The organism is Alteromonas aquimaris (genome assembly GCF_026183695.1).
In the GTDB taxonomy this organism is placed as follows: Bacteria; Pseudomonadota; Gammaproteobacteria; order Enterobacterales; family Alteromonadaceae; genus Alteromonas; species Alteromonas aquimaris.
On sequence record NZ_JAPFRD010000011.1, the window covers coordinates 755,221 to 776,219 of the forward strand.

21 protein-coding genes are annotated in these 20,999 nt (G+C 45.5%); 2 read left to right on the forward strand and 19 right to left on the reverse strand.

Annotated features, from left to right (window positions below):
- Positions 1–148: 148 nt before the first annotated feature.
- Positions 149–2,119 carry a class I adenylate cyclase gene (locus tag OPS25_RS13490; RefSeq protein ID WP_265618302.1) on the forward strand — a complete coding sequence of 657 codons (1,971 nt, stop codon included), beginning with the start codon at positions 149–151 and terminating at the stop codon, positions 2,117–2,119.
- 78 nt (positions 2,120–2,197) lie between these two features.
- On the opposite strand, the gene OPS25_RS13495 is transcribed toward OPS25_RS13490, so the two are convergent.
- The 11 genes from OPS25_RS13495 to OPS25_RS13545 form a co-directional block, all read right to left on the reverse strand.
- Positions 2,198–3,106 (reverse strand): porin, encoded by a 909-nt coding sequence (locus tag OPS25_RS13495; RefSeq protein ID WP_265618303.1) that lies wholly within the window; start codon positions 3,104–3,106, stop codon positions 2,198–2,200.
- A gap of 302 nt (positions 3,107–3,408) precedes the next feature.
- Entirely contained in the window at positions 3,409–5,088 is a 1,680-nt protein-coding gene (locus tag OPS25_RS13500) for a Na(+)/H(+) antiporter subunit D (protein WP_265618436.1), read from the reverse strand.
- A complete protein-coding gene (locus tag OPS25_RS13505) occupies positions 5,088–5,405 on the reverse strand; it encodes a hypothetical protein (protein WP_265618304.1) in 318 nt (105 codons plus the stop codon). The genes OPS25_RS13500 and OPS25_RS13505 overlap by 1 nt, the downstream gene beginning before the upstream one ends.
- A complete protein-coding gene (locus OPS25_RS13510) occupies positions 5,402–6,916 on the reverse strand; it encodes a proton-conducting transporter transmembrane domain-containing protein (protein ID WP_265618305.1) in 1,515 nt (504 codons plus the stop codon). Before OPS25_RS13510 ends, OPS25_RS13505 begins: the two co-directional genes overlap by 4 nt.
- Positions 6,913–8,421 carry a monovalent cation/H+ antiporter subunit D family protein gene (locus tag OPS25_RS13515; protein ID WP_265618306.1) on the reverse strand — a complete coding sequence of 503 codons (1,509 nt, stop codon included), beginning with the start codon at positions 8,419–8,421 and terminating at the stop codon, positions 6,913–6,915. Before OPS25_RS13515 ends, OPS25_RS13510 begins: the two co-directional genes overlap by 4 nt.
- Positions 8,414–8,776 (reverse strand): cation:proton antiporter subunit C, encoded by a 363-nt coding sequence (locus OPS25_RS13520; protein WP_265618307.1) that lies wholly within the window; start codon positions 8,774–8,776, stop codon positions 8,414–8,416. The genes OPS25_RS13515 and OPS25_RS13520 overlap by 8 nt, the downstream gene beginning before the upstream one ends.
- Complete coding sequence (locus tag OPS25_RS13525; RefSeq protein ID WP_265618308.1) at positions 8,773–9,195, reverse strand: Na(+)/H(+) antiporter subunit B; 423 nt, start codon at positions 9,193–9,195, stop codon at positions 8,773–8,775. Before OPS25_RS13525 ends, OPS25_RS13520 begins: the two co-directional genes overlap by 4 nt.
- Entirely contained in the window at positions 9,185–9,742 is a 558-nt protein-coding gene (locus OPS25_RS13530; protein ID WP_265618309.1) for a DUF4040 domain-containing protein, read from the reverse strand. The genes OPS25_RS13525 and OPS25_RS13530 overlap by 11 nt, the downstream gene beginning before the upstream one ends.
- Positions 9,743–9,746: 4 nt before the next feature.
- Positions 9,747–10,082, reverse strand: coding sequence for a monovalent cation/H(+) antiporter subunit G (mnhG, locus tag OPS25_RS13535; protein ID WP_265618310.1), 336 nt, complete (start codon positions 10,080–10,082; stop codon positions 9,747–9,749).
- The gene (locus OPS25_RS13540) at positions 10,079–10,387 is read right to left on the reverse strand and encodes an MrpF/PhaF family protein (protein ID WP_265618311.1); all 309 of its coding nucleotides are present in this window, start codon (positions 10,385–10,387) and stop codon (positions 10,079–10,081) included. Before OPS25_RS13540 ends, mnhG begins: the two co-directional genes overlap by 4 nt.
- Entirely contained in the window at positions 10,384–10,872 is a 489-nt protein-coding gene (locus tag OPS25_RS13545) for a Na+/H+ antiporter subunit E (RefSeq protein ID WP_265618312.1), read from the reverse strand. Before OPS25_RS13545 ends, OPS25_RS13540 begins: the two co-directional genes overlap by 4 nt.
- Before the next feature lie 206 nt (positions 10,873–11,078).
- On the opposite strand from OPS25_RS13545, the gene OPS25_RS13550 reads away from it, so the two are divergent.
- Positions 11,079–11,246: a hypothetical protein gene (locus tag OPS25_RS13550; RefSeq protein ID WP_265618313.1), complete on the forward strand. Its 168-nt coding sequence runs from the start codon at positions 11,079–11,081 to the stop codon at positions 11,244–11,246.
- A 293-nt stretch (positions 11,247–11,539) separates the two neighbouring features.
- Here the strand turns inward: OPS25_RS13550 and OPS25_RS13555 are convergent, their stop codons facing one another.
- The 8 genes from OPS25_RS13555 to OPS25_RS13590 all read right to left on the reverse strand — a co-directional run bounded on the left by OPS25_RS13555 (position 11,540) and on the right by OPS25_RS13590 (position 20,655).
- On the reverse strand, positions 11,540–12,619 hold the full coding sequence (locus tag OPS25_RS13555) for a matrixin family metalloprotease (RefSeq protein ID WP_265618314.1): 1,080 nt from the start codon (positions 12,617–12,619) through the stop codon (positions 11,540–11,542).
- 340 nt (positions 12,620–12,959) lie between these two features.
- Positions 12,960–13,655, reverse strand: coding sequence for a phosphate signaling complex protein PhoU (phoU, locus tag OPS25_RS13560; protein ID WP_265618315.1), 696 nt, complete (start codon positions 13,653–13,655; stop codon positions 12,960–12,962).
- Between the two features lie 30 nt (positions 13,656–13,685).
- Positions 13,686–14,432 carry a phosphate ABC transporter ATP-binding protein PstB gene (gene pstB, locus OPS25_RS13565; protein WP_265618437.1) on the reverse strand — a complete coding sequence of 249 codons (747 nt, stop codon included), beginning with the start codon at positions 14,430–14,432 and terminating at the stop codon, positions 13,686–13,688.
- Between the two features lie 171 nt (positions 14,433–14,603).
- Entirely contained in the window at positions 14,604–15,914 is a 1,311-nt protein-coding gene (pstA, locus tag OPS25_RS13570) for a phosphate ABC transporter permease PstA (protein WP_265618316.1), read from the reverse strand.
- Between the two features lie 5 nt (positions 15,915–15,919).
- The gene (gene pstC / locus OPS25_RS13575) at positions 15,920–17,305 is read right to left on the reverse strand and encodes a phosphate ABC transporter permease subunit PstC (protein WP_265618317.1); all 1,386 of its coding nucleotides are present in this window, start codon (positions 17,303–17,305) and stop codon (positions 15,920–15,922) included.
- A gap of 152 nt (positions 17,306–17,457) precedes the next feature.
- On the reverse strand, positions 17,458–18,534 hold the full coding sequence (locus tag OPS25_RS13580) for a PstS family phosphate ABC transporter substrate-binding protein (RefSeq protein WP_407080238.1): 1,077 nt from the start codon (positions 18,532–18,534) through the stop codon (positions 17,458–17,460).
- A 161-nt stretch (positions 18,535–18,695) separates the two neighbouring features.
- Positions 18,696–19,964 carry an inorganic phosphate transporter gene (locus tag OPS25_RS13585; protein ID WP_265618318.1) on the reverse strand — a complete coding sequence of 423 codons (1,269 nt, stop codon included), beginning with the start codon at positions 19,962–19,964 and terminating at the stop codon, positions 18,696–18,698.
- Between the two features lie 13 nt (positions 19,965–19,977).
- A complete protein-coding gene (locus tag OPS25_RS13590) occupies positions 19,978–20,655 on the reverse strand; it encodes a TIGR00153 family protein (RefSeq protein WP_265618320.1) in 678 nt (225 codons plus the stop codon).
- Between the last annotated feature and the right edge of the window lie 344 nt (positions 20,656–20,999).

The window sequence follows — 20,999 nt, forward strand, 5'->3', positions numbered from 1 at the left end:
TATTAAACATTAGCACCCTGACTTCAGCGCAAAACTGGGCGTATTTGCCACCCGATATTAAAAATTTTCCGAGCGGGAAAATTCAAAAGTTGCGTCGTTAAGTGTTCATGTTACTCTTTGCTATAGACACATTTACAAATAGAGCGCAATGACATCGCAACAACCTCTCACTGTTAACCAGAATCTGACGATTAGACTGTTAAGAGTATTGCGCTATAACAAGGCTAGAATTGAGCGTTCAGTGTCATTGCTGTCGGAAGAACACCGTCCACTGTTTCACGTTTTGCCCTTTCTACTGCATGTGAATCATCCCAGCCTACCTGGCTATATTGACAATGATAAGACTCCGTACGGATTAAATAATTATTCCTATCGCGACCAGATAAAAGCTGCTTTGCTTGAAGTGTTCCCTGATTTACACGGATTATTCAGTGAAATCAGGCAGCTATGGCCTCGCTCACGTTCCATAGATGCGCTGGTGCTTATGGGCAGTATTGGCACCATCGCACAGTCAGCTGACTCGGATTTTGATTATTGGGTATGTATTAATGGTCGTGCATTATCTACGGAAGCCCAAAATCTGCTGCAAAAGAAGTTAACCGCGATTGAGCAGTGGGCAGAACAAGAGTATGGAATTGAAATACACTTTTTCCTGTCAGATATCGAAAAGGTTAAAGCATGTGATTTTGGTGTGGCAGAAGGGGAAAGTGCCGGGTCGGCGCAAGCTGTTCTGCTGAAGGCTGAATTTTATACCACCAATATAGTCGTAGCGGGTAAAGCGCCATTCTGGTGGTTGGTACCGGAGACATTTACGGAGCAACAGTATTATTCGGTGATGGAGCAGCTAAATGAAGGGCACTCACCTGATCCAAAATGGTTTATGGACCTTGGTCATCTAGACAAGCTCGATCCGAATGAGTTGTTTGGTGCCGCTATTTGGCAATTGGGTAAAGCCATGGACTCACCCTTTAAGTCAGTACTTAAAATGGCTAAATTGGAAGTTTTCCTGGAGAACCTTGATCATGAGCAACCTCTCTGTAATTTGTTAAAAAAACGCGTGCATAATGGAGACGAGGCGCCCGGTTCAGTAGCGATTATCGATCCTTACGCACTGATGTTTGACCAACTGATACAGCATTATGAAGCGCAAGAGCAATACGAGGTGGTTAACCTGCTTAGAGAGTGTCTGTACATTAAATGTGCGCCACGCTTGAGTTATCCGGTAAGAGAAGGGCAGGCGACCTTTAAACGTCGAATTCTGGCGGGCTATGCAAAACAATGGGGATGGATAAAATCGGAAATACGACACTTGGACGAATTAGATAACTGGTCATTCCAGGAGTTGGTTCAACTGTCTCGCCGAATACACCGCTTTCTGATTCAATGTTATCGCCGGATGTCGCGGAAATTGGATACAAGCCATCAGCTGGTTAGTAAAGAAGACATGACGGTTCTAGGAAGGCGACTTGATACCTTTTATTCGAAAAAAGAGAACAAAGTTGTTTTTTTACGAAGTGGTTTTGACAACCGGGTATATTGCCCGAAGGTGACCCTTAAATTAACCAAAAAGAAAAACAATAAAAAGATCTGGAGTGCGTATTCTGGCGATTTATTAGGTCAGCACGGGGAAGCTTTGGCAGAGACTAAAATGATTCAATTTTCGTCTCCCGTTCGCTTTGTCATGTGGGGAGTGAGCAATCGCATTGTGAACGAGAATACCCAAATCTTTTTGGATTATGATACTGATCCCATCAGCGAAGCTGACATGCACGACTTGATAAAACACACGTTGGCGTTATTCCCGCCGGTAAAAATTAACGCGCTGCCCAGAGACCATTTACTTGCACCACAACAAATCAAAACCTGTCTGGTGATAGTGAATTTCACCACGCCGCGTTCAAGAGCTTCCCTTGAAGAAGTGCTGGTAGCCTACTCGACTACCTGGGGTGAAATGTTTGTGGTAGAGGGCATAGAGGCACTAGATAATTTATGGTTTGAGCTGCAGGAAGCGGTTCCACGCCCTCCTTGCTACGCTTTTATTCCACAGTGCAAACATAAGAAACATATTTTTGATACGTTTTTGGAAAAAACAGAGTTACCGTTCACGCTGTTGGAGTAATAGTTAATGATTCAGCCGTAAACTTTTATTCATCTACAAAAAAAGGCGCTAATGCGCCTTTTTTTGTGGGGATAGTGTTTAGAACTTATGTTCCATGCCTACTGCCAACCAGTTTTTATCTTCGCTATTGTCTAGTGCTCTATCAGTGTACCAGACAAATGCTTTAGTGTTCTTGCCAAGCTTATAATCAGCACCGATTGATGTACTTGAGTCATCTTCAAGCGTTTGGTGCTGAGCTTTAAATTTCCAGTCGTTAAAGCTGTAAGATGTGCTGAGGGTGAAACCATTTTCACTCTTACCATCAACTACGGCTTCCTGGTGGTGCAGGATACCGCCTACTGTCCACTCCTCAAACTTGGCAAGTACGATGGCACGCTGTGCGTCGTAACCTTTCACTTCGCTATCGATAGCGATTGCAGCATAGAGGTTGGTTTTCTTTAACTTTTTGTCGCCAAATGAAAGGGCGGCTGATACTGCATCTGTGCCATTCACTTCGTCTTCGGCAATATAGGTAATCGCGCCGGTAAACCCTGAGATGGTCGGACTAATATAAGTAACAGAGTCACTCATACGGTTCTCACCCTTCCACAGTCCTTTCAGATCTGCTTCATAGTCATTAAATAAGTCTACTGGCTTACTCAAGTCTTTTAACACGGTATCTTTGCGGCCCACCAAAACGGTACCGAATTCACCCTTTAGGCCCACATATTGATTACGAGACTTAAGGTTGTCTGAATCTGATGCGTCTGTCACATCAACCTGCCATTCTAATAAGTAAACGGCTTCAAGGTTTTCAGTTAATTTGTAATCCCCTTCAATTCCCACGCGAGAAGCATTACTTTTAAGCTCAGTGAAACTCCCTTCGCCTTCATCCGCCATTTGGCCGGATACATTTACTTTGCCATAAACGGTTAACGGATCGGCTGCAACCGAAGAGATTCCCAGCGCTGACAAAACAGCGAATGAAAGAGGTTTAATTAAACGCATAATACTAATTTTCCTAAAAAGGCCTCAACATGGCGTGTACGATATGCCATGTATATTACAGTTTTGTGACAGTGTGAAACTTTTAGCATGGTTTTGTTATTTAAACGCTGGCCATGCGATGTAGTGCCGCAATCAATAGTTGTTTTAGCTAAGTTTCAATATCCACTTTTTAAATGGATAAATCTAACGTATTGCTTAAATACCAACATTACAGGCTATTAGCAAGAAAAGAAGAAAAGGGGTCGGAGTCATTAAATCTTTAATTAAATGACTCCGACCCCTTTTTCTGCCCCTTCATATGGTTAGAGAACCCGTGCTAGGAAGCCCAAAAATAATAGCAGTACCAAAACTGCAGTCATACGTTTAGTTAACTGGGTAATGGAGTAGCTGCTTGACGATCGGTTATCAGGCAGCTTGGCATACCAACTTGAGAATAATTCAGCTGACTGTGCGTTAAGACGGCTAAGCTTCACCGCAATTCTCGCACTGAGTGCCGGCATTGCCTTACGGTAAAGCCAATCCACGTCCAAGTTCACCGAGCGTAGCTCAGGTGGGTACAGGCCCTGTTTGTTCAACCATACAAATGCAAGAGCCGAGAAGAACAGCAGCTGCAATTGTGTCAGAGTATGGGTGATATCATAAGGTTGATAGTCATGCTCCCAAGGTAGCAATGAGTACAAGATGGCTGGATAGCTGCCTATAACAATACACAACACAGATGCAATAAACATTGCTGCCAACATATTTACCGGCGCTTCTTTGGGGCGTAACCCCGAATCGTGGGCGAAAAATGCAAAAAACGGTATTTTTATCCCGGCATGATGAAATACCCCAGCGGAAGCAAAAAGCAACATTAACCAAAGGTATTCATGGCCCGCTTCAATCATGGCAGCCATCACCATGCTTTTCGAAACGAACCCGCTAAATAGAGGGAATGCGGAAATTGACGCTGCACCCACGATACAGAACCAGGTCGTTTTCGGCATGGTCTTATATAGTCCGCCCAAGTCAGAGCCATTCACATGGCCCACACGGTGGAGCACCGCGCCCATCGTCATGAATAACAACCCTTTGAAAATTACATCGTTAAATGCATGAGCCACCGCGCCGTTTAACGCCAGAGCGGTACCAATGCCAATGCCGCAGACCATAAACCCAAGCTGGTTAATTAAGCTATATGCCAGCACCCGACGTAAATCGTTTTCGATTACGGCATAAAAAATTGGGAAACAGGTCATTGCTGCCCCAATGTAAACCAACAATTCGGTACCCGGAAAACAACGGGCTAACGCGAACACCGCCATTTTAGTTGTGAAAGCGGATAAAAAGACCGTACCGGTTGGGGTCGCTTCCGGGTAAGCGTCGGTGAGCCAGGTGTGTAAAAACGGAAAAGCGCACTTGATCCCGAAAGCCAGGAACAGTAGCCACGAGGCCAACCCATCGAGACCAACATAATCAAACGCAAGACTCTGGGTTTGCTGGTAATGAAGCGCTGTACCTGCAAGTAAAAGTACACCAGAAAGGACTTGATAAATAAGGTAACGTAAACCGGCGGAAGATGCTTGCGGGGTGCGTCTTGCCCAAATTAACCATACCGAAGTAAGAGCCAGCATTTCCCAGAATAAAAAGAGGGTAATCAAATCTCCCGCAAAGCACGCGCCTAATGCGCTGCCTGCATACACCAGACCGGATACTTGTTGCAGCAGATCTTTCACATGTAGACAAAACAGTAAAGCCAGGAAGGCCGCAATATGAAAAAGATAGCCAAACATGAGGCTTAAGCGGTCAATGCGCATCAGTTCAAGTTCGAACTCCATGAACGTAACTTGAATAGCGTGAAAACTTTCATTGTTGAGATAAAGATTCAACCCGCTGATAACTGGCACAAACAGGACCAGCCAACGCGCCTTTACAGGCAGTAAAGGTAATAGCAACGCTGCCGCGTAAAACGGGATGAAAGGGGGCAACTCAGCCAGCCACATCAATGTTCACTCTCCTTATTATCTGGATTTGGTGAAGGGGAGTGGGACGTTTCTGCAAAATAATCTTCGTTACGCATCAACACTTTTCTCATCAATTTGGCAATCAATACTAAAACCACACACGCTACAAACCCATACAGCGCATAGAAAGTGGGAACCGATTCAAAATAGACATAAATATGTCGATGTACAAAAAAATCCAAGATAAACAAGACCACACACAAAAAGTAAAAAACACGCAGGATCAAGCGAACGTTTTCTGGCTTATCGAAAAAGTAGACTCGATCTTCGGTGTCCGGGGGAGTGACTTTTTTCATTCGTTTTGCGCTCCACTGGATCCTGGTTCCAAGCCGCCCTGCGAACCGATCTGGGCGAGGCTATAAAATGGTTCTGGATGGAAAAAAAGATATATACAAAGCGCCGCAGGTATGGCTAAACCCACCAAACAAGGTAAAGGGGCTTCTTTAATACCAACACTGGGCTGAGTATCTTGCGAGGTACCGAAATAACCCTTCAATGGGATAATACCCAAATAATAAATGTTTAGCAGTGAGCTTATCAGTAACGTGCTCACGATAGACCAGCGAATAAACTCTGCACCGGTAAATTCAATACCGCCCATTATCAAGTACCATTTACTCCAAAAACCAGCTAACGGCGGCAACCCAATTATACTTAATGTTCCTATCGTGAAGACGCCGAACGTGAAGGGCATTTGTCTGCCCAATCCAGCAAGCTGACTTATCTGGGTTTTATGTGCAGTAATTAAGATGGCGCCGGCAGCAAAAAACAAACTGATTTTTGCAAATGCATGCATGGCAATATGTAACGCGCCCCCAAACATGCCGATAGAATTGACCATCATAATCCCTAAAACGATATAACTAAGCTGACTGATGGTGGAATATGCTAGTCGTTCTTTTAAGTTATCTCTGGTTAGCGCCACCAATGAAGCCAGTAAAATGGTAAGCAAGGGCAGAAAAATCAACCATTGGTACCAGAACGAGCCTTGCAAAAGTTCTGGGCCGAAAATAAATAACGTCACCTTTAGAAGGGCAAATACCCCTGCTTTTACGACCGCCACCGCATGTAAGAGGGCGCTAACGGGCGTGGGTGCTACCATAGCTGCGGGTAACCAGCGGTGTATGGGCATGACGGCAGCTTTACCTATGCCAAACAGGAACAATAAATACAACCCAGCTATCCATCCAGAAGAAATATGCCCCTGCAGAACGCCACCTTCGGTAAAGGTGAGGCTACCGCTAAGTTGCCAGACAATAAGTATTCCAAATAGGAACAAACCTATAGAGGTGCCCATTAAAATACCGAGATAGACGCGCCCACTGCGTTTGGATTTTTCATCTCCCTTGTGTGTCACTAGCGGATAAGTAGATAAGGTCAGCACTTCATAAAATATAAACAGGGTAAATAAATTATCTGAAAAGGCTATTGCCATTACCGCCGCTATAGCAATGGCAAACATGACATAAAAACGGGTCTGGTTCTGTTCCTCATGACTACGCATATAGCCAATGGCGTAGATTGAGGTAACCAGCCATAAACTACTGGCAATTAACGCGAACATTAAGCCAAGCTTGTTTATCACAAATGTCACCGCTAACCCTTCAGCAGGCTCCGCCAGTGTCCAGGGTATAATGCTTGATCCCTCAAAATTTAAATAAAGGTTAAGCACAACCACGAATAGGCTGGTCGCGGTGGCGATGGTGACCAATTCCCTTACATTGGGATGATTATCCAGTCGAGAGATAATGATTGCCCCGAAAAAGGGGATAAGGAAGGTGAGTAGCATTAACATTTGGTCTGTCATGGCAGCACTTCCCGTGTGGCAAACAAGGCATCTACGGCAAGTTGTGCACCTTGCAGCGTCAACTCGGTGTTAAAACCAAAATAGATGCACAGCAGTGCCATACTCCACAAAGCTACAATCATACCGACAGGCATTCTCGCTACACTGTCACCGCCTTGCTCAACCTTACTTATTCGTGATTTAGTGGCAGGTTGAAAATAAAGTATCTCTATCAATTTCCAGCAGTAAATCACCGCCATCAGAGAGCCAACAAGTAAAGCAACTACCACTATCCATTGTTGCTGAGCAAGCGCGGCCTGAGCTAAATTCCATTTACTGATAAAGCCCACGGTCCCCGGTACACCGATCAGACTTAATGCTCCAATAATAAGCGCTCCAAACGTAATAGGCATACGTTTACCCATCCCGCTTATCGATTGATATCTCGTGCTGTTGAGGCGATACACTAAGATACCGGCTACCATGAACAGCATTCCTTTCATCAGCGCATGATTGAAAATGTGCACCAGACTGGCTCGCAAGCCCGCATCACTTAACAAACCGATACCGATAACGATATATCCAATTTGCGCTACGCTGGAATAGGCCAGCATTTTCTTAACTTCACTTTGTCCAATTGCCAGCCACGAACCATAGATAACGGCAACCGTTCCGACCAATAGCAGTGCCTGGGGCAGCCAGCTATCGAGCATATAGTTAAATGAAAAGACATCGTAAAGGCAGCGAATCAGTGCATATAACGCTACCTTAGTAGAAGTCGCTGAAAGAAAAATGCTGACTGTGCTGGGTGCATAGGTATAAGCGTTAGGTAACCACAAGTGTAGAGGAAAGACAGCTGCTTTCAGTGCCAGCCCTACCACGATCAATGCGAAGGCAGTATGTAACAGTGGACGGTTTTCCACCGCAGGCAGTAGCATTGACAAATCTTGCATGTTCAGTGTGCCCGTAGCGGCTAGCAGCATGCCAATGCCTAATAAAAAGAAGGTTGCGCCCAGTGTGCCTAAAATTAGATAGTGAAAAGAGGCAGTCAGTGCTCGGCGATTTTTACCCATTCCAATCAAGGCATAGGAGGAAAGTGAGGATATCTCTAAAAAAACAAACATATTGAATATGTCGCCGGTTAAACAGATACCCACTAAACCTAAGAAACAGAGTAAAAAAGCGGCATAGAAGAGGGGGATCACATGCGAATCAATTTCCCGTTCCACACTTTTGCGGGCGAAAATAATCGTGGACAGTGCAATAAGACTAACTATAAAGGTAACCAGTCCATTGAGTGGATCAATCAAGTAGGCTATGCCCCAGGGGGGTGCCCACCCCCCCATCGCGTAGTGTACCTCGCTGCCACGCTGTATATCCGTCATCAAGATGTAAGCTAAATAGGTACAGACGAGGGTGACTCCTAAACTCACCAGCCAGCTGAATTTAGGGCTATTGATGATTACCATCAATGGTGCTGCAAGGAGAGGAATAATGATGAGTAAAACGCTTATATGCTCAGTCATCCTTATGATCCATAGTGGTTATTTCGTCCTCTTCAATTGAGCTATACGCTTCTCTTATTCTGACAATCAACGCAAACCCTAACGCGGTAGTTGCCACACCGACTACAATGGCCGTGAGCATAAGAACCTGGGGCAGGGGGTTGGAATAAATGGAATACCCTTCGGCAACGATAGGGATGGTCCCGCCCTCAACCTTCCCTAAACTGACATAAAATAATATTGCGCCGGTTTGAAAAACACTCAGACCGGCAATTTTTTTTAATAAATTACTACAGCTCATTAACGTGTATAGCCCTACCATCATTAAACAGATGATAAGCCAGTAACTAATATGGCCGGCGACAAACGTCATCATCGGATAACCATCCTGCGTGCAAAAGTAAAGAAAATCAATAACATGGTTGACGCCACCGTCATCCCTACACCGAGCTCGATAAGAATGATTCCGATATGCTGACCGGCTACAGGGTCGTCAGCCAAGACATTGTAATCCAGATAATTCCCACCAAGTAGCAGCGACGCTACGCCTACACCGGCATAGAGAAGAACACCGCCACTTGCCAGTGCAATTAACACCCGATCAGAAAGTACATCAGCGGCTTTGTCCATCCCAAAGACCAATGCATACAGCAAAATAGCAGTACTGAAGATAACCCCTGCCTGAAAGCCTCCACCTGGACTAAAGTCGCCGTGAAACTGCACGTAAAAGGCATATAGAAGGATTACTGGGATTAATGCTTTTGCAATAACCCGCAATATCAAGTTATCGCGCATGGGATTTTCCTCTTACCACAGGTTTTCTTCGGCGCTTCAATAGCAATAACACCCCCACCCCAGCAGTAAACACAACGGTTACCTCACCAAGCGTATCAAAACCTCGATAGCTGGCTAATACCGCCGTTACCAGGTTCGGTACGCCCGTGTCCTGTTGACCTTGTTCAATAAATCTTCCTGCCATCTCGGTATGCAGAGGCGCTTGAGGATCACCGAAATTGGGAAGATCTAAGGTTCCGTAAAACAATAATGCGGTGGTGGATAACGTTATAATAAGGGCGCTGGGGGAGAATCGCTGACGGGGCTTTTCACTACTCCTCCTGGTTGCAGCCAGAGTTGCGAGCATCAGAACGGTCGCTATGCCAGTACCGACTGCGGCTTCTGTAAAGGCAACATCAGGGGCATCCATCAGCAGGAACAAGCTGGCCACCAACAAACTGTATAAACCGAACATCATTGCCATGGCAAAGAGGTGTCGAGTCCTTAGTATGCCTATGGCAGTGGCGATTAAAAACAGTAAGAGGAAAATATCAATTGTCAGTGCCATCGTATTATTCCCTCACCTTTATTTTTGCGGATGGCGCGTGGTCTTCCACTCCTTTAGGGTTAAGTCCCCATTTCCATGCACTATGAGAGAGGGAGTAGGAGGCGGTTGGACTTGTAAACAATAGGAATACAAAGATTAAAAATAATTTTACGCTGGCAAGGGACAGGCCCGCCTGAAACGACAACCCGCCTAAGATAAGAAAGCTGCATAAGGTATCGGTAATGCCCACCGCGTGTAAGCGGCAGTAGAAATCGGGCATCCGGTGAAGTCCAATTCCGCCAATAACGCTTAGCAGTGCTCCAGCTGCGATGAGGGCCGCGCTTAACCAGTCCAATATCACAGTTTTTCTCCTGGTTTAGTTTTCACATGTACTCGTTCGGTAGCATAAAAACTACCTCGCTCGACCAACCTGAGTGCCGCCGCCACCCCTACAAAATTAAGTAACGAATAAAGCAGCGCGATATCAAGTACATCAGTGCGACCCGATATAAATGCAACTACTGCCACTAATAACACGGCTTTGGTTCCAAACATATTTACCGCTAAAATTCGATCAAATACGGTTGGGCCAGCAAGCGCTCTGGCTAGGGCCAGCGCCATGGTAACCAGTATGGAAAAGCCAATAACGTACAAAAAAATAGTCATTGCGTTTCCTCTTTTTTTACGCCACTCGTGACTGGAAATATATTGGCTATGTCACCTTCAATAAGTGCTTGAGCGCCTTCTTTGCTCAAGGTGTGAACCAAAACTGAGTCAGGATAAATTTCAATGCTAGCTGAGCCCGGGGTAAGCGTTACCGAATTAGCGTAAATGACTTTGCTTAAATCATCTTGCTCAGGGAAGGGAATGCGGATCAGCTGAGGTTCAATTGGACGTACTCCCACTATCCGCAAAACCACATCGACATTGGCTTGAAAGATTTTGTACGCTAAGGCGAACCAATACTTAACAAGATTACCGGAAAGGTGGATGGGATGACTTTCCGCATCAATAATATTCATTCGGAAAGAGAGCCACAGGGTTAACGCTACTGAGATAACGCCAAACCCAATCATGAGTGGATTATAGTGTCCTGAAAGCAACAACCACACAATCATTAATAAGCTGGCTAAACTAATATAGTGCTTCATCCTTTATTCTTCTCCAGCTCGATGCCTCTTTCAGTTAGAAAATTACTCGAAAGTGATATCTACCTTAGTCTACCTGTTTAGTCTTTGGCAAGAGAAGAGTGTTCTAACTGGTTAAAATAGATACAAAATAAAGACGGTTTATGCACCCAACTGTGCCGTTACGACTGCTTGTGAAGATGTTTAGCGGTGATTATGAGTGAGGGAAAATGATAGAAAGCAACGAAGCGCAGGACCTGGTTGAAAATTATTCTGTATGTGGGGATGTCCACTTAGGGAATGAAACTGCAACCTTAATCCCCCTGCGTGGGGGCGGTTTGCGATACAATAACCAGTGTCAGCGGAACCAGCGCGACAGTTATGCCGCTTCCCCTTAGTAAGCTATTCAAGGAGCTGTAATAAACCTTCTCCCTATGTATGATTTTAAAATCATACCATTGTAGCCCGACCATTTTACTCACACGAACTGGGTAGTGGCATTCGTGCATCTGCAAACGAATGGCATTAATGGCGATAAGTAATACGTGCTCGAGTCTCGCTGTACACGCTTTAATGCCATTTTTGTTAAGCAGTTCGGCCTCTAAATGAAATGGCGTGAAGATAAGTAAGTAACTGATTAGAAAGGCTAAAGCCTCCTCGCTTCGAGGAGGCGATTTCCATATTTACGCGATCAGTAGAGCATAATAGACCCGCTACCCTGTGAACTGGAAAAATATAACCGGGTGCGAACAATATATTCCCTTCCTCTGTGCAGGTGCGCTTTAATTTTTGAATTAAAGTCAAACCCACTATCATCATCACCGTCTATATATTCTTCGAAACCGTCTCTTAACTCAAACAGGACCATTACCGTATCCATGCGGCCAAAGGTTTGGATGGTATACTTTCTTGATAATGTCGGTTTAATGACAAAATCTACCTGCTCACCCGGCCCGATAGTAATTCGCTGTGATTCATACTCGAATAAAGTGGGAATGGAGGGAGCTAACGGGGGATACAAGGTCTGGATAGTTTGAATATCAGTTTGGGACAACCCTGGAGATGGAATAAGGGGCGCATTTTGATATTCAGGTGGGTTTAAAATAAGTCCTGCTTCAAATTGGTAGTGCATGATGGAATCTTTATCCCACTCGGAGCCGTCTACCGTACTCGCTGGGATTTTTCGGATAATATTCCAGTGAGTCTGTTCCCGAGACCAATAATTGGGATAGCCGCCTAGGCTCTCATATACTTTTTCTTCATCCCAGACGATTCCCGCGCGTGGGTTTTGATGCTCGTGGGGAAAACCTAATACGTGCCCAAGTTCATGCAAAGCGGTATCTTTTCCATATTCGGTGGTCAAATCCCAGCCAAAATTGGTGGTTCTTTCGGAAGGGCTACTGGCGTAATCTATACAGTCTCGTCCAACATACGACCATGAACCTTCAGCATGATCAAATCCGATACGAATGGTAGCTTCTTCTGGTGAATCAACCTCTCTAAAAATTAAACCAATGCCAATATTTTTCCAAATGGCAAAAGCATCTCTGACCGCCTGTTCCTGTTCACTTCCTCCTCGCCACTGAGCAGGCTGCTTGAAAAAATAGTAGGTTAACTGGGTGCCATTCACCCACATCCGGTCTAATTTTGCGATGAGCCTAAGGCGGTATCGGTCGGCAATGTGACTTAAGTCTCTACCTTGCACTTCCGGTAAAGAACAATAGTGATTGGGAACGTTTTTCGTTGCAGTGGATTTTTTGGGCTTGGCCATAATTAATCTCCCTAATAAAGTAAAATATCAACTACATATGTTTAACTCCTAAGCTACTTAATAAGCGACCCGTTTTATGTCACTTTTGACTATAATTTAAGCAGTGCGTTTCTGCGAATATCCTGCGAAGGTTTAATAAAAGAGGGCATGGCGATTACGTTGGCAGGCATAAGATATTTTTTAGGGGCCCGAACCGTTTCCATCTCTGTCTTTGTTATGAAAAATTCAAGCGTGCTACAGGGGGAGGCAATAAATTTCGCGGCAGTATTAAGCCTCAGACTGTATGCTGGCAAAGGGAAAAAAAGGAGCTCAGGGCTCCTTTTTTGGGGGGGTTATTGGGTCAAATATTGCTGATCCTACGTTCAATCTCTTGCAGACTGGTATGTCGCACGTCCAATCCTTTCACCAGGAAAATAACATGTTCAGCGATGTTACGCGCGTGATCGCCAATTCGCTCTATCGCTCGTAAGGTCCATAAAATGTTCATGGATCGAGTGATAGCGCGCGGATCTTCCATCATGTAGGTGACAATTTCGCGCATTGCTGATTTATATTCGCGGTCGACTTCTTTATCAGTGCGGGCAACTTCCAGCGCCTGTTCCACGTCAAAACGGGCAAAGGCATCCAATACAGTATTCACCATTTTTTGTACCAGTGCGCCTATGTGACGGGCCTCTTCGTAACCTTTCGAACCTGACTCTTGCAATGCAATCGCCATTTTGGCCACTTTTTGAGCCTCATCGCCCATGCGTTCGAGATCTCGGGTCATCTTGGTAATCGCCAAGACCATACGCAAATCTGACGCTGCAGGTTGACGACAAGCCAATACGCTAGTGCAGGCTTCGTCTAATTCGACTTCTTTTAAATCGACTTCATCTTCCACTCGGATGACTTTTTCAGCCAAATCACTGTCTGCGGTTTCGACGGCTTTCACTGCATCGGCAATTTGCTGTTCGACCACACCACCCATCTTAAGCACCATGTTTTTGATCTGCTCAAGATCTTCATCAAATTTGTGCGAAATATGTTTTTCCATACTCTTTTTCTCCATTGCTTACCTACGCAATTAACCGAACCGACCTGTAATATAAGCTTCAGTAAGCTTATGCTGAGGGTTGGTGAATACTCTTTTAGTATCGTTCACTTCTACTAATTTACCCATATGAAAATAGGCAGTACGATGAGATACCCGCGCGGCCTGTTGCATGGAGTGGGTAACAATAGCGATAGTGAACTTTTTGCTTAATTCAGCAATTAACTCTTCAATTTTTGCTGTCGCGATAGGGTCCAGTGCCGAACACGGTTCGTCCATCAGGATCACCTCCGGACTGACTGCAATCGTTCTTGCTATGCATAACCGCTGCTGCTGACCACCCGACAGCCCTGTACCGGGAGAGTGCAGGCGATCTTTAACTTCTTCCCATAGACTGGCGCGGCGCAAACTGTTCTCAACGATTTCATCTAAATCAGTTTTACGTTCAAACAAGCCGTGAATACGCGGACCATAAGCGACATTGTCATAAATCGACTTCGGAAATGGATTGGGTTTTTGGAATACCATTCCTACCCGCGCACGAAGTGGCACCACGTCTTGCTTGGGATGATAAACATCCAGTTCTTCAAGCTTAATCTCGCCCTTCACTTTGCAGATATCGATAGTGTCATTCATCCGGTTCAGACAACGCAAAAACGTTGATTTTCCACAACCAGACGGGCCAATCATAGCAACAACTTCGTGCTTTCCAATGTCCAGACTAACATCATAAATTGCCTGCTTGTCACCATAAAAAACATCTACATTACGCATGGTCATTTTAGGGTGCTTCGCAAAAGGTTTACCCACCGTCTCTCCTACGTTTGCATGAGAGCCATTTATCGGGTCAGTTTTGGGTTTTTCCCGTGCCACTTTATCACTTTTGGCGTTTAACTTTTCATTCTCTTGAATGGGGGTATTGACTACTTGCATATTATTACTCCTATTAGCTTACCAACGACGTTCTAAACGTCGACGAAGCCAAATGGCGAGGGTATTCATGGAAATTAAGAAGGCCAAAAGCACCATAATGGCCGCTGAAGTTCGTTCAACGAACGCGCGTTCAGGACTATCTGACCAAAGAAATATTTGTACCGGCAATGCCGTTGCTGGGTCGGTAATGGCACCCGGGATATCTACCACAAAGGCGACCATACCTATCATTAGCAATGGTGCGGTTTCACCTAATGCCTGCGCAAAGCCTATTATCGCTCCCGTGAGCATGCCGGGCATAGCTAGCGGGAGAACATGATGAAGTACCATTTGCATCTTCGATGCACCTAACCCCAGTGCCGCATCACGTACCGAGGGTGGTACCGCTTTTATGGCGGCGCGACTTGAAATGATAATTGTCGGTAAGGTCATCAGCGTTAATACTAACCCTCCAACCAGGGGCAATGAACGTTGCATTTCGAAAAAGCCAATAAATATCGCTAAGCCTAACAGTCCAAAGATTATTGACGGCACCGCAGCTAAATTATTGATATTAACTTCGATAAAATCGGTGAACTTGTTCTGCGGTGCGTATTCCTCCAGGTAAACAGCGGCTGCGACCCCTATAGGAAACGACAGCAGGATGGTGACTACCAGTGTCAGAAGTGAGCCCACCAATGCACCCAATATACCGGCTTGCTCCGGTTCCCGGGAATCCCCAGAGGTGAAAAATGTAGTATTAAAACGGCTTTCAACCTGGTTGTTGTCAATGAGGGTATCGACCCATCCCATTTGTTTCTCGCTAATCCGCCCAGCAAAGGTATCGCCTTGGGCATCGTCACGATGTTTGACATAGGTATCGATGTCGTCATCAGCGAGCATCCACATAGGGACAGTCTGATTAAGTAATTGAGGATTTTCTTTCAGCTGTTCACGCAAGGTAAACGCCGCGCCGTTACTCACCACCGCATATAATGCTCTGCGGTCACGACGACCAGAGGCTTCAGGAAATTGCTCTTTCAGCGCATTCCTGATCAAACTGTCATAATCCGCCGTCGCCAATTGATTGGCATCTGTGGGGTCATCCACTCCCATTTCTGTGGGATCAAAGGTAATATCTAACTTTACGTATGTTTGAAAAAACGCACTATGCCCTTTGGAAATAATATCGGTAAATAACACCACCAGACATAAAAGACCAAAGGCAATGGCACTGATCCCATACGCTCTGAAGCGCTTCTCCGCACGGTAACGTTTTTGCAAACTTTTATTCACTTTCTCTGCTGTAGACAGAGTTCCATTCGAATTGGTCACTGTATTTCTTCCCATTTCACTTATTCGTACTGTTCGCGATATTTTTTCACTACTAACAGTGCAACGTAATTAAGCACCAGGGTGATAGTGAATAGCATTAAGCCCAAGGCAAATGCGGAGAGAGTTTTCGGACTATTGAATTCCTGGTCTCCGACCAGCAGGGTGACAATTTGAACCGTCACGGTAGTCACCGATTCAAGAGGATTAGCGGTAAGATTCGCTGCAAGGCCGGCCGCCATCACTACAATCATGGTCTCACCGATAGCGCGCGACACCGCTAACAAAATGCCCCCTACGATACCAGGCAATGCCGCTGGAATAACCACTTGTTTGATGGTTTCTGAACGGGTGGCCCCAAGACCGTAGGCGCCATCTCGCAACGACTGCGGCACCGCGTTGATTACGTCGTCCGATAGCGAGGAAACAAAAGGGATAATCATAATCCCCATTACCAAGCCTGCTGCCAGCGCACTTTCCGATGATACACTCAAACCTATCAGGCCACCGGTATCACGAATAAAGGGGGCCACTGTTAATGCTGCAAAGAAGCCGTAAACCACGGTCGGAATACCGGCGAGGACTTCCAGTAGGGGTTTTACCGCACTGCGAACAGCGGGGCGCGCATATTCAGATAAGTAAATCGCCGCCATCAAGCCGGCAGGGACCGCAATTACCATGGCGATAGCAGAGATTAATAATGTTCCCGCGAATAAGGGCACTGCACCAAAGGCTCCGCTGCCGCCAACCTGATCGGAACGAATAGCCATTTGCGGGCTCCATTCCAAGCCGAATAAAAACTCTGTTAAAGGAACTGATTGAAAGAAACGGATAGACTCAAAGAGTACTGAAAAGACAATTCCTGCCGTAGTGAAAATAGCAATAGAAGCACATATCAGTAATAGCCATTTAAAGCCTTTTTCTACCTGGCTGCGGGCGCGTGTCTTAGCTGACATTTTGGCCCAGACGACCAGCATAATAACTAAAAACAAGGACGCCAGACAGGCAATAAGCGTTAGCTGACTGGTCTCACGTAAGCTTTGCAGTCGTTCAGCCGCGGCCACCATGTATGGTTCCGCCCCAGCTCGGGCCCCATTTTCAGCGGTGTTACTGATCATATTAAAGATCAGGCCACGCTCATTCGTTGGAAGCTCCAGCACCGCTTGAGGTAATTCCTGCATTATCGCCTGGCTTATGATGACATCGTCAAACATCATCCACAGGGCAAGTAGAATAAAGCATGGGATACCACACCACATCGCCATTAGTGAGCCATAATAGGTGGGCAGTGAGTTAAGTGACTTTCTTCCGCCCGTGGCCTGGCCAAGCTTTAAAGCACGGTATCGACCCAGAAAAAAAGTCATGGCAATTGTCGCAGCCATCACCATAAATATCTGCGAAAAATCCATAGTACCTCTAATATATCTAGCGTATTTCTGAAACAGCCGCTGTCTTAGTGAAAGCGTCTCATTGTTTATAGCGCTCAAAAGCCAGTCTGTGAAGACTGGCTTTTACCAATACCAAATCACCTGAATTTGGTAGGGCGTATTGCAAAATTCTGTTAAAGGGTGGTTAGTGATTCAACCTTTTCTCTTACTGCGTCGAGTTTATCCTCGCTAAGGGGGATCATTCCTTTATCGGTAAGATAACCTTCTTCACCTGCTGTCTTTTTGCTGGTAAATTCGGCCAAATATTCGCGAATACCAGGGATCATACCCACGTGGGCTTTCTTTACATAAAAATAAAGAGGCCGGGAAACAGGATATGCTCCATCCGCAATCGACTCGAAAGTAGGGGCCTGCCCATCAATGGCTGAGCCTTGAATCTGATCGATATTTTGATCCAGGAAACTAAAGCCAAAAATGCCTAATGCGTTGGGGTTTGCATTTAATTTTTGGACGATAAGATTATCGTTCTCGCCCGCTTCAACAAAGGCGCCGTCTTCGCGAACAGTATGGCAAATACCTTTAAACTTGTTTTTAAGTTGTTTGGACTTTGTAGCATCGCTTTCAGCTTTGGATTGTTTCTCAATATTTGCGATCCAATCGATTTCCTTACAGCCTTCTTCCATTACCAGTTCTACAAATGCATCGCGCGTTCCCGACGTAGGAGGGGGTCCCAACACTTCGATTTTACGCTTTGGAAGCGAAGGGTTTACCTCGCTCCACATCTTATATGGATTTTCAATTAATGTTTCGCCGCCTTTAGGGTCCGGAACCTCTTTAGCCAGCGCCAGAAATAAATCTTTTCGGCTTAAATCCAACTGCTTTGCGTTGGCCGAATTACCAATGACGATGCCGTCGTAGCCAATCAAGACTTCAACTATGCCCTTCACACCGTTCTCTTTACACATGTCGACTTCGCTGGACTTAATTGCACGAGATGCATTGGTGATATCAGGGAACTGTACTCCGATACCCTGACAGAAAAGCTTAATGCCGCCACCCGAACCGGTAGCTTCTACCTTCGGTGTTTTAAACTGTGTGGATTTACCAAAACGCTCTGCAACCACGGTGGAAAAAGGGTACACCGTAGATGAGCCTACAATGTTGATGTAATCACGGCTTTGAGCGTGAGCCTGCATACCAATGGCCGATGTAGCGGCAAGCATAGTAATAGTAGAAATCAATTTTTTCATAACGTCCTCACAAAATCCTTAGCGGTAGCTTTAAGTGATGCGTGGAGTATAAATGCCCAATGTGACACTTTTATGACAAATATGACAGTGAAGTGTAGTACAGATTAGTGAGAAAAGAAGTTCAGGCTGGAAACGGTCCAGCCTGAACGGATAGTGCAGAATTAAGCGCCGAAGGCCGCTTTGATAAGATAGAAAAAGATAATTGAAAGACACGCACCAGCAGGCAAGGTGATCACCCACGACACAACGATATTGCGTACCACGCCTAAGTTTAATGCAGCAATACCGCGCGCCATACCTACACCTAAAACGGCTCCCACCAACGTCTGCGTTGTTGAAATGGGCAAGCCGGTGCCCGAAGCAATGACCACTGTACAGGCCGCAGCGAGTTCAGCAGCAAAACCACGACTTGGGGTCAAATGAGTTATGCCTTTACCAATGGTTCGAATGACTCGATGACCAAATAGTGCCAGACCCGCGACAATACCCAGGCCACCTAATGGCAGGATCCACCAGACCAGCGAAGCCTTAGCCGCAATTTCACCCCCACTGGATACTATGCTGACCACTGCCGCTAGCGGGCCAATGGCGTTAGCCACGTCATTCGAGCCGTGGGCAAATGCCATACAGCAAGCGGTGACAACCATCAATATTGCAAATACCTTTTCTACATTGGCAAACTGTGTGCCTTTATCTGCGGTCACTTCAAATTTGATTCGTCTAATCGCAAAATAACCCACTATGCCTATTAGAATGGCAATAGCGATAGCAATCATATATCCCTGATCAGCAGGAAGATCTAAACCAACGTGTTTTAAACCTTTCTTGATGGTTACCAACGCCATCACGAAGCCCGCTAGCGCCATATAAAAGGGCACATATTTTTTGGCATTTTCAAAAGGTCTGTCGGTATCGAAAATGAGCTTCTGCGCGCTTTGGAAAATCAGGTAGGCAATGAAGCCGGATATAGCCGGGGTAATAATCCAGCTGCCGACGATGCCGCCAACCTTACCCCATGAGACTGCGTCCATACTCACGCCTACTGCCGCAAAGCCTACGATCGCGCCTACGATTGAGTGTGTGGTGGACACGGGCCAACCTAAGTATGAAGCAAAAGCCAGCCAGATACCCGCAGCCAGGAGGGCGGAAATCATGCCAAACACAAGCAGTTCTGGTGTATCGACAAAATAACCGGAATCAATAATGCCTTTTCGAATGGTAGAGGTCACTTCACCACCCGCTAGATAGGCACCGGCGAATTCAAACACCATGGCGATTAAAATAGCTTGTTTAATGGTGAGGGCTTTTGAGCCCACCGAGGTTCCCATTGCATTGGCAACATCGTTTGCACCTATACCCCAGGCCATTAAGAAGCCCACGCCGGCAGCGATTAGAATGAGTAGCGTGCCGTAATTCGTTAAAATATCCATCAAATATTACTCTTTAATTCGCTAACATTAGTTCTAGACGCGAACCAACGCGCTCTGAAGTGTCGGCTAATCCGCCAACCCATTCGATAATGTTGTACAAGAATACGACATCAACCGGGTTAAGTTCGGACTCGATTGCCCGCAGCTTGCGTCGAATTGCGACCTGCATACCATCGGTTTCATCTTCGATACGATCAAGGTGTTCAATCATATTTTCCACCAGGCGGACTTCACGACCTTTGAAGCCCGTCTCTAACAAATCATCAAGCTCATTGATAACCTTTCTGGCCTGTTCGGTGGCGTCGAGGCAACGCACCAAATAGGTCATGAAGTCATCTTGAAGTTGCGAAGGAATAGGCAGTTCACGCCCTAAAACACGCCCAGAAATATCTTTGGCTTTGTTTGCGATCTTGTCCTGCTGGGTCAGCAGGTCGAGCAAATCCTGACGCTGAATAGGCATGAAAATGCCACTAGGTAAACTAATGCGTAACTCGCGTTTGATTACATCCGCTTTTTTTTCTAGTTGGGATATCGACTTTTGTAACCTTTCCGCTTCCTGCCAATCTTGTTTAAAAACGGCTTCAAAAAACGGTAACAATTGCTGGCTACAATCGTGCACCACGTTGATGTGGTCTTCGAGTGGCTTAAGGGGAGACTTTGCAAACACCCCTAAAAATGAATTTCCAGGCATAATGTCATTCACTTTGTTAGTTAAAATTTATCTGACAGAAGGATAGTGTAGTCTTTTACACTTGGATTTAGCTTATCCTGTCTGAATCGAAATTCTCTCGCTCGATCCATCGAAACGGCGCGCATCATACACTAACCTTTCGAAGGTTTCGAAGTTTTCAATTCCATTCTGCCGATTGAAAAATGAACTATCCGCTTTTTGCATATAAAACGCAAACCTTAACTGTAGATAAAGTCTCACTTTTTTCCTAGCTCAACTCAAAGCCAGATAAGACCTTAGGGTATATATTTTTTACAGTTTGAGTGTTTTTTAAGCTATGGAAGGGCTGCCTAGCTAGGGCAAAC

Coding starts and splice junctions, on each gene's coding strand:
- OPS25_RS13490 (WP_265618302.1), top strand. CDS start 149: ATGACATCGCAACAACCTCTCACTGTTAACCAGAATCTGACGATTAGA.
- OPS25_RS13550 (WP_265618313.1), top strand. CDS start 11,079: ATGATAGAAAGCAACGAAGCGCAGGACCTGGTTGAAAATTATTCTGTA.
- OPS25_RS13515 (WP_265618306.1), bottom strand. CDS start 8,421: ATGACTGAGCATATAAGCGTTTTACTCATCATTATTCCTCTCCTTGCA.
- OPS25_RS13525 (WP_265618308.1), bottom strand. CDS start 9,195: ATGCGCGATAACTTGATATTGCGGGTTATTGCAAAAGCATTAATCCCA.
- OPS25_RS13540 (WP_265618311.1), bottom strand. CDS start 10,387: ATGACTATTTTTTTGTACGTTATTGGCTTTTCCATACTGGTTACCATG.
- OPS25_RS13500 (WP_265618436.1), bottom strand. CDS start 5,088: ATGTGGCTGGCTGAGTTGCCCCCTTTCATCCCGTTTTACGCGGCAGCG.
- OPS25_RS13530 (WP_265618309.1), bottom strand. CDS start 9,742: ATGGCACTGACAATTGATATTTTCCTCTTACTGTTTTTAATCGCCACT.
- OPS25_RS13520 (WP_265618307.1), bottom strand. CDS start 8,776: ATGATGACGTTTGTCGCCGGCCATATTAGTTACTGGCTTATCATCTGT.
- pstB (WP_265618437.1), bottom strand. CDS start 14,432: ATGACCATGCGTAATGTAGATGTTTTTTATGGTGACAAGCAGGCAATT.
- OPS25_RS13555 (WP_265618314.1), bottom strand. CDS start 12,619: ATGGCCAAGCCCAAAAAATCCACTGCAACGAAAAACGTTCCCAATCAC.
- phoU (WP_265618315.1), bottom strand. CDS start 13,655: ATGGAAAAACATATTTCGCACAAATTTGATGAAGATCTTGAGCAGATC.
- OPS25_RS13545 (WP_265618312.1), bottom strand. CDS start 10,872: ATGAAGCACTATATTAGTTTAGCCAGCTTATTAATGATTGTGTGGTTG.
- OPS25_RS13590 (WP_265618320.1), bottom strand. CDS start 20,655: ATGCCTGGAAATTCATTTTTAGGGGTGTTTGCAAAGTCTCCCCTTAAG.
- OPS25_RS13495 (WP_265618303.1), bottom strand. CDS start 3,106: ATGCGTTTAATTAAACCTCTTTCATTCGCTGTTTTGTCAGCGCTGGGA.
- pstC (WP_265618317.1), bottom strand. CDS start 17,305: ATGGATTTTTCGCAGATATTTATGGTGATGGCTGCGACAATTGCCATG.
- OPS25_RS13580 (WP_407080238.1), bottom strand. CDS start 18,534: ATGAAAAAATTGATTTCTACTATTACTATGCTTGCCGCTACATCGGCC.
- OPS25_RS13505 (WP_265618304.1), bottom strand. CDS start 5,405: ATGAAAAAAGTCACTCCCCCGGACACCGAAGATCGAGTCTACTTTTTC.
- OPS25_RS13585 (WP_265618318.1), bottom strand. CDS start 19,964: ATGGATATTTTAACGAATTACGGCACGCTACTCATTCTAATCGCTGCC.
- OPS25_RS13510 (WP_265618305.1), bottom strand. CDS start 6,916: ATGACAGACCAAATGTTAATGCTACTCACCTTCCTTATCCCCTTTTTC.
- pstA (WP_265618316.1), bottom strand. CDS start 15,914: ATGGGAAGAAATACAGTGACCAATTCGAATGGAACTCTGTCTACAGCA.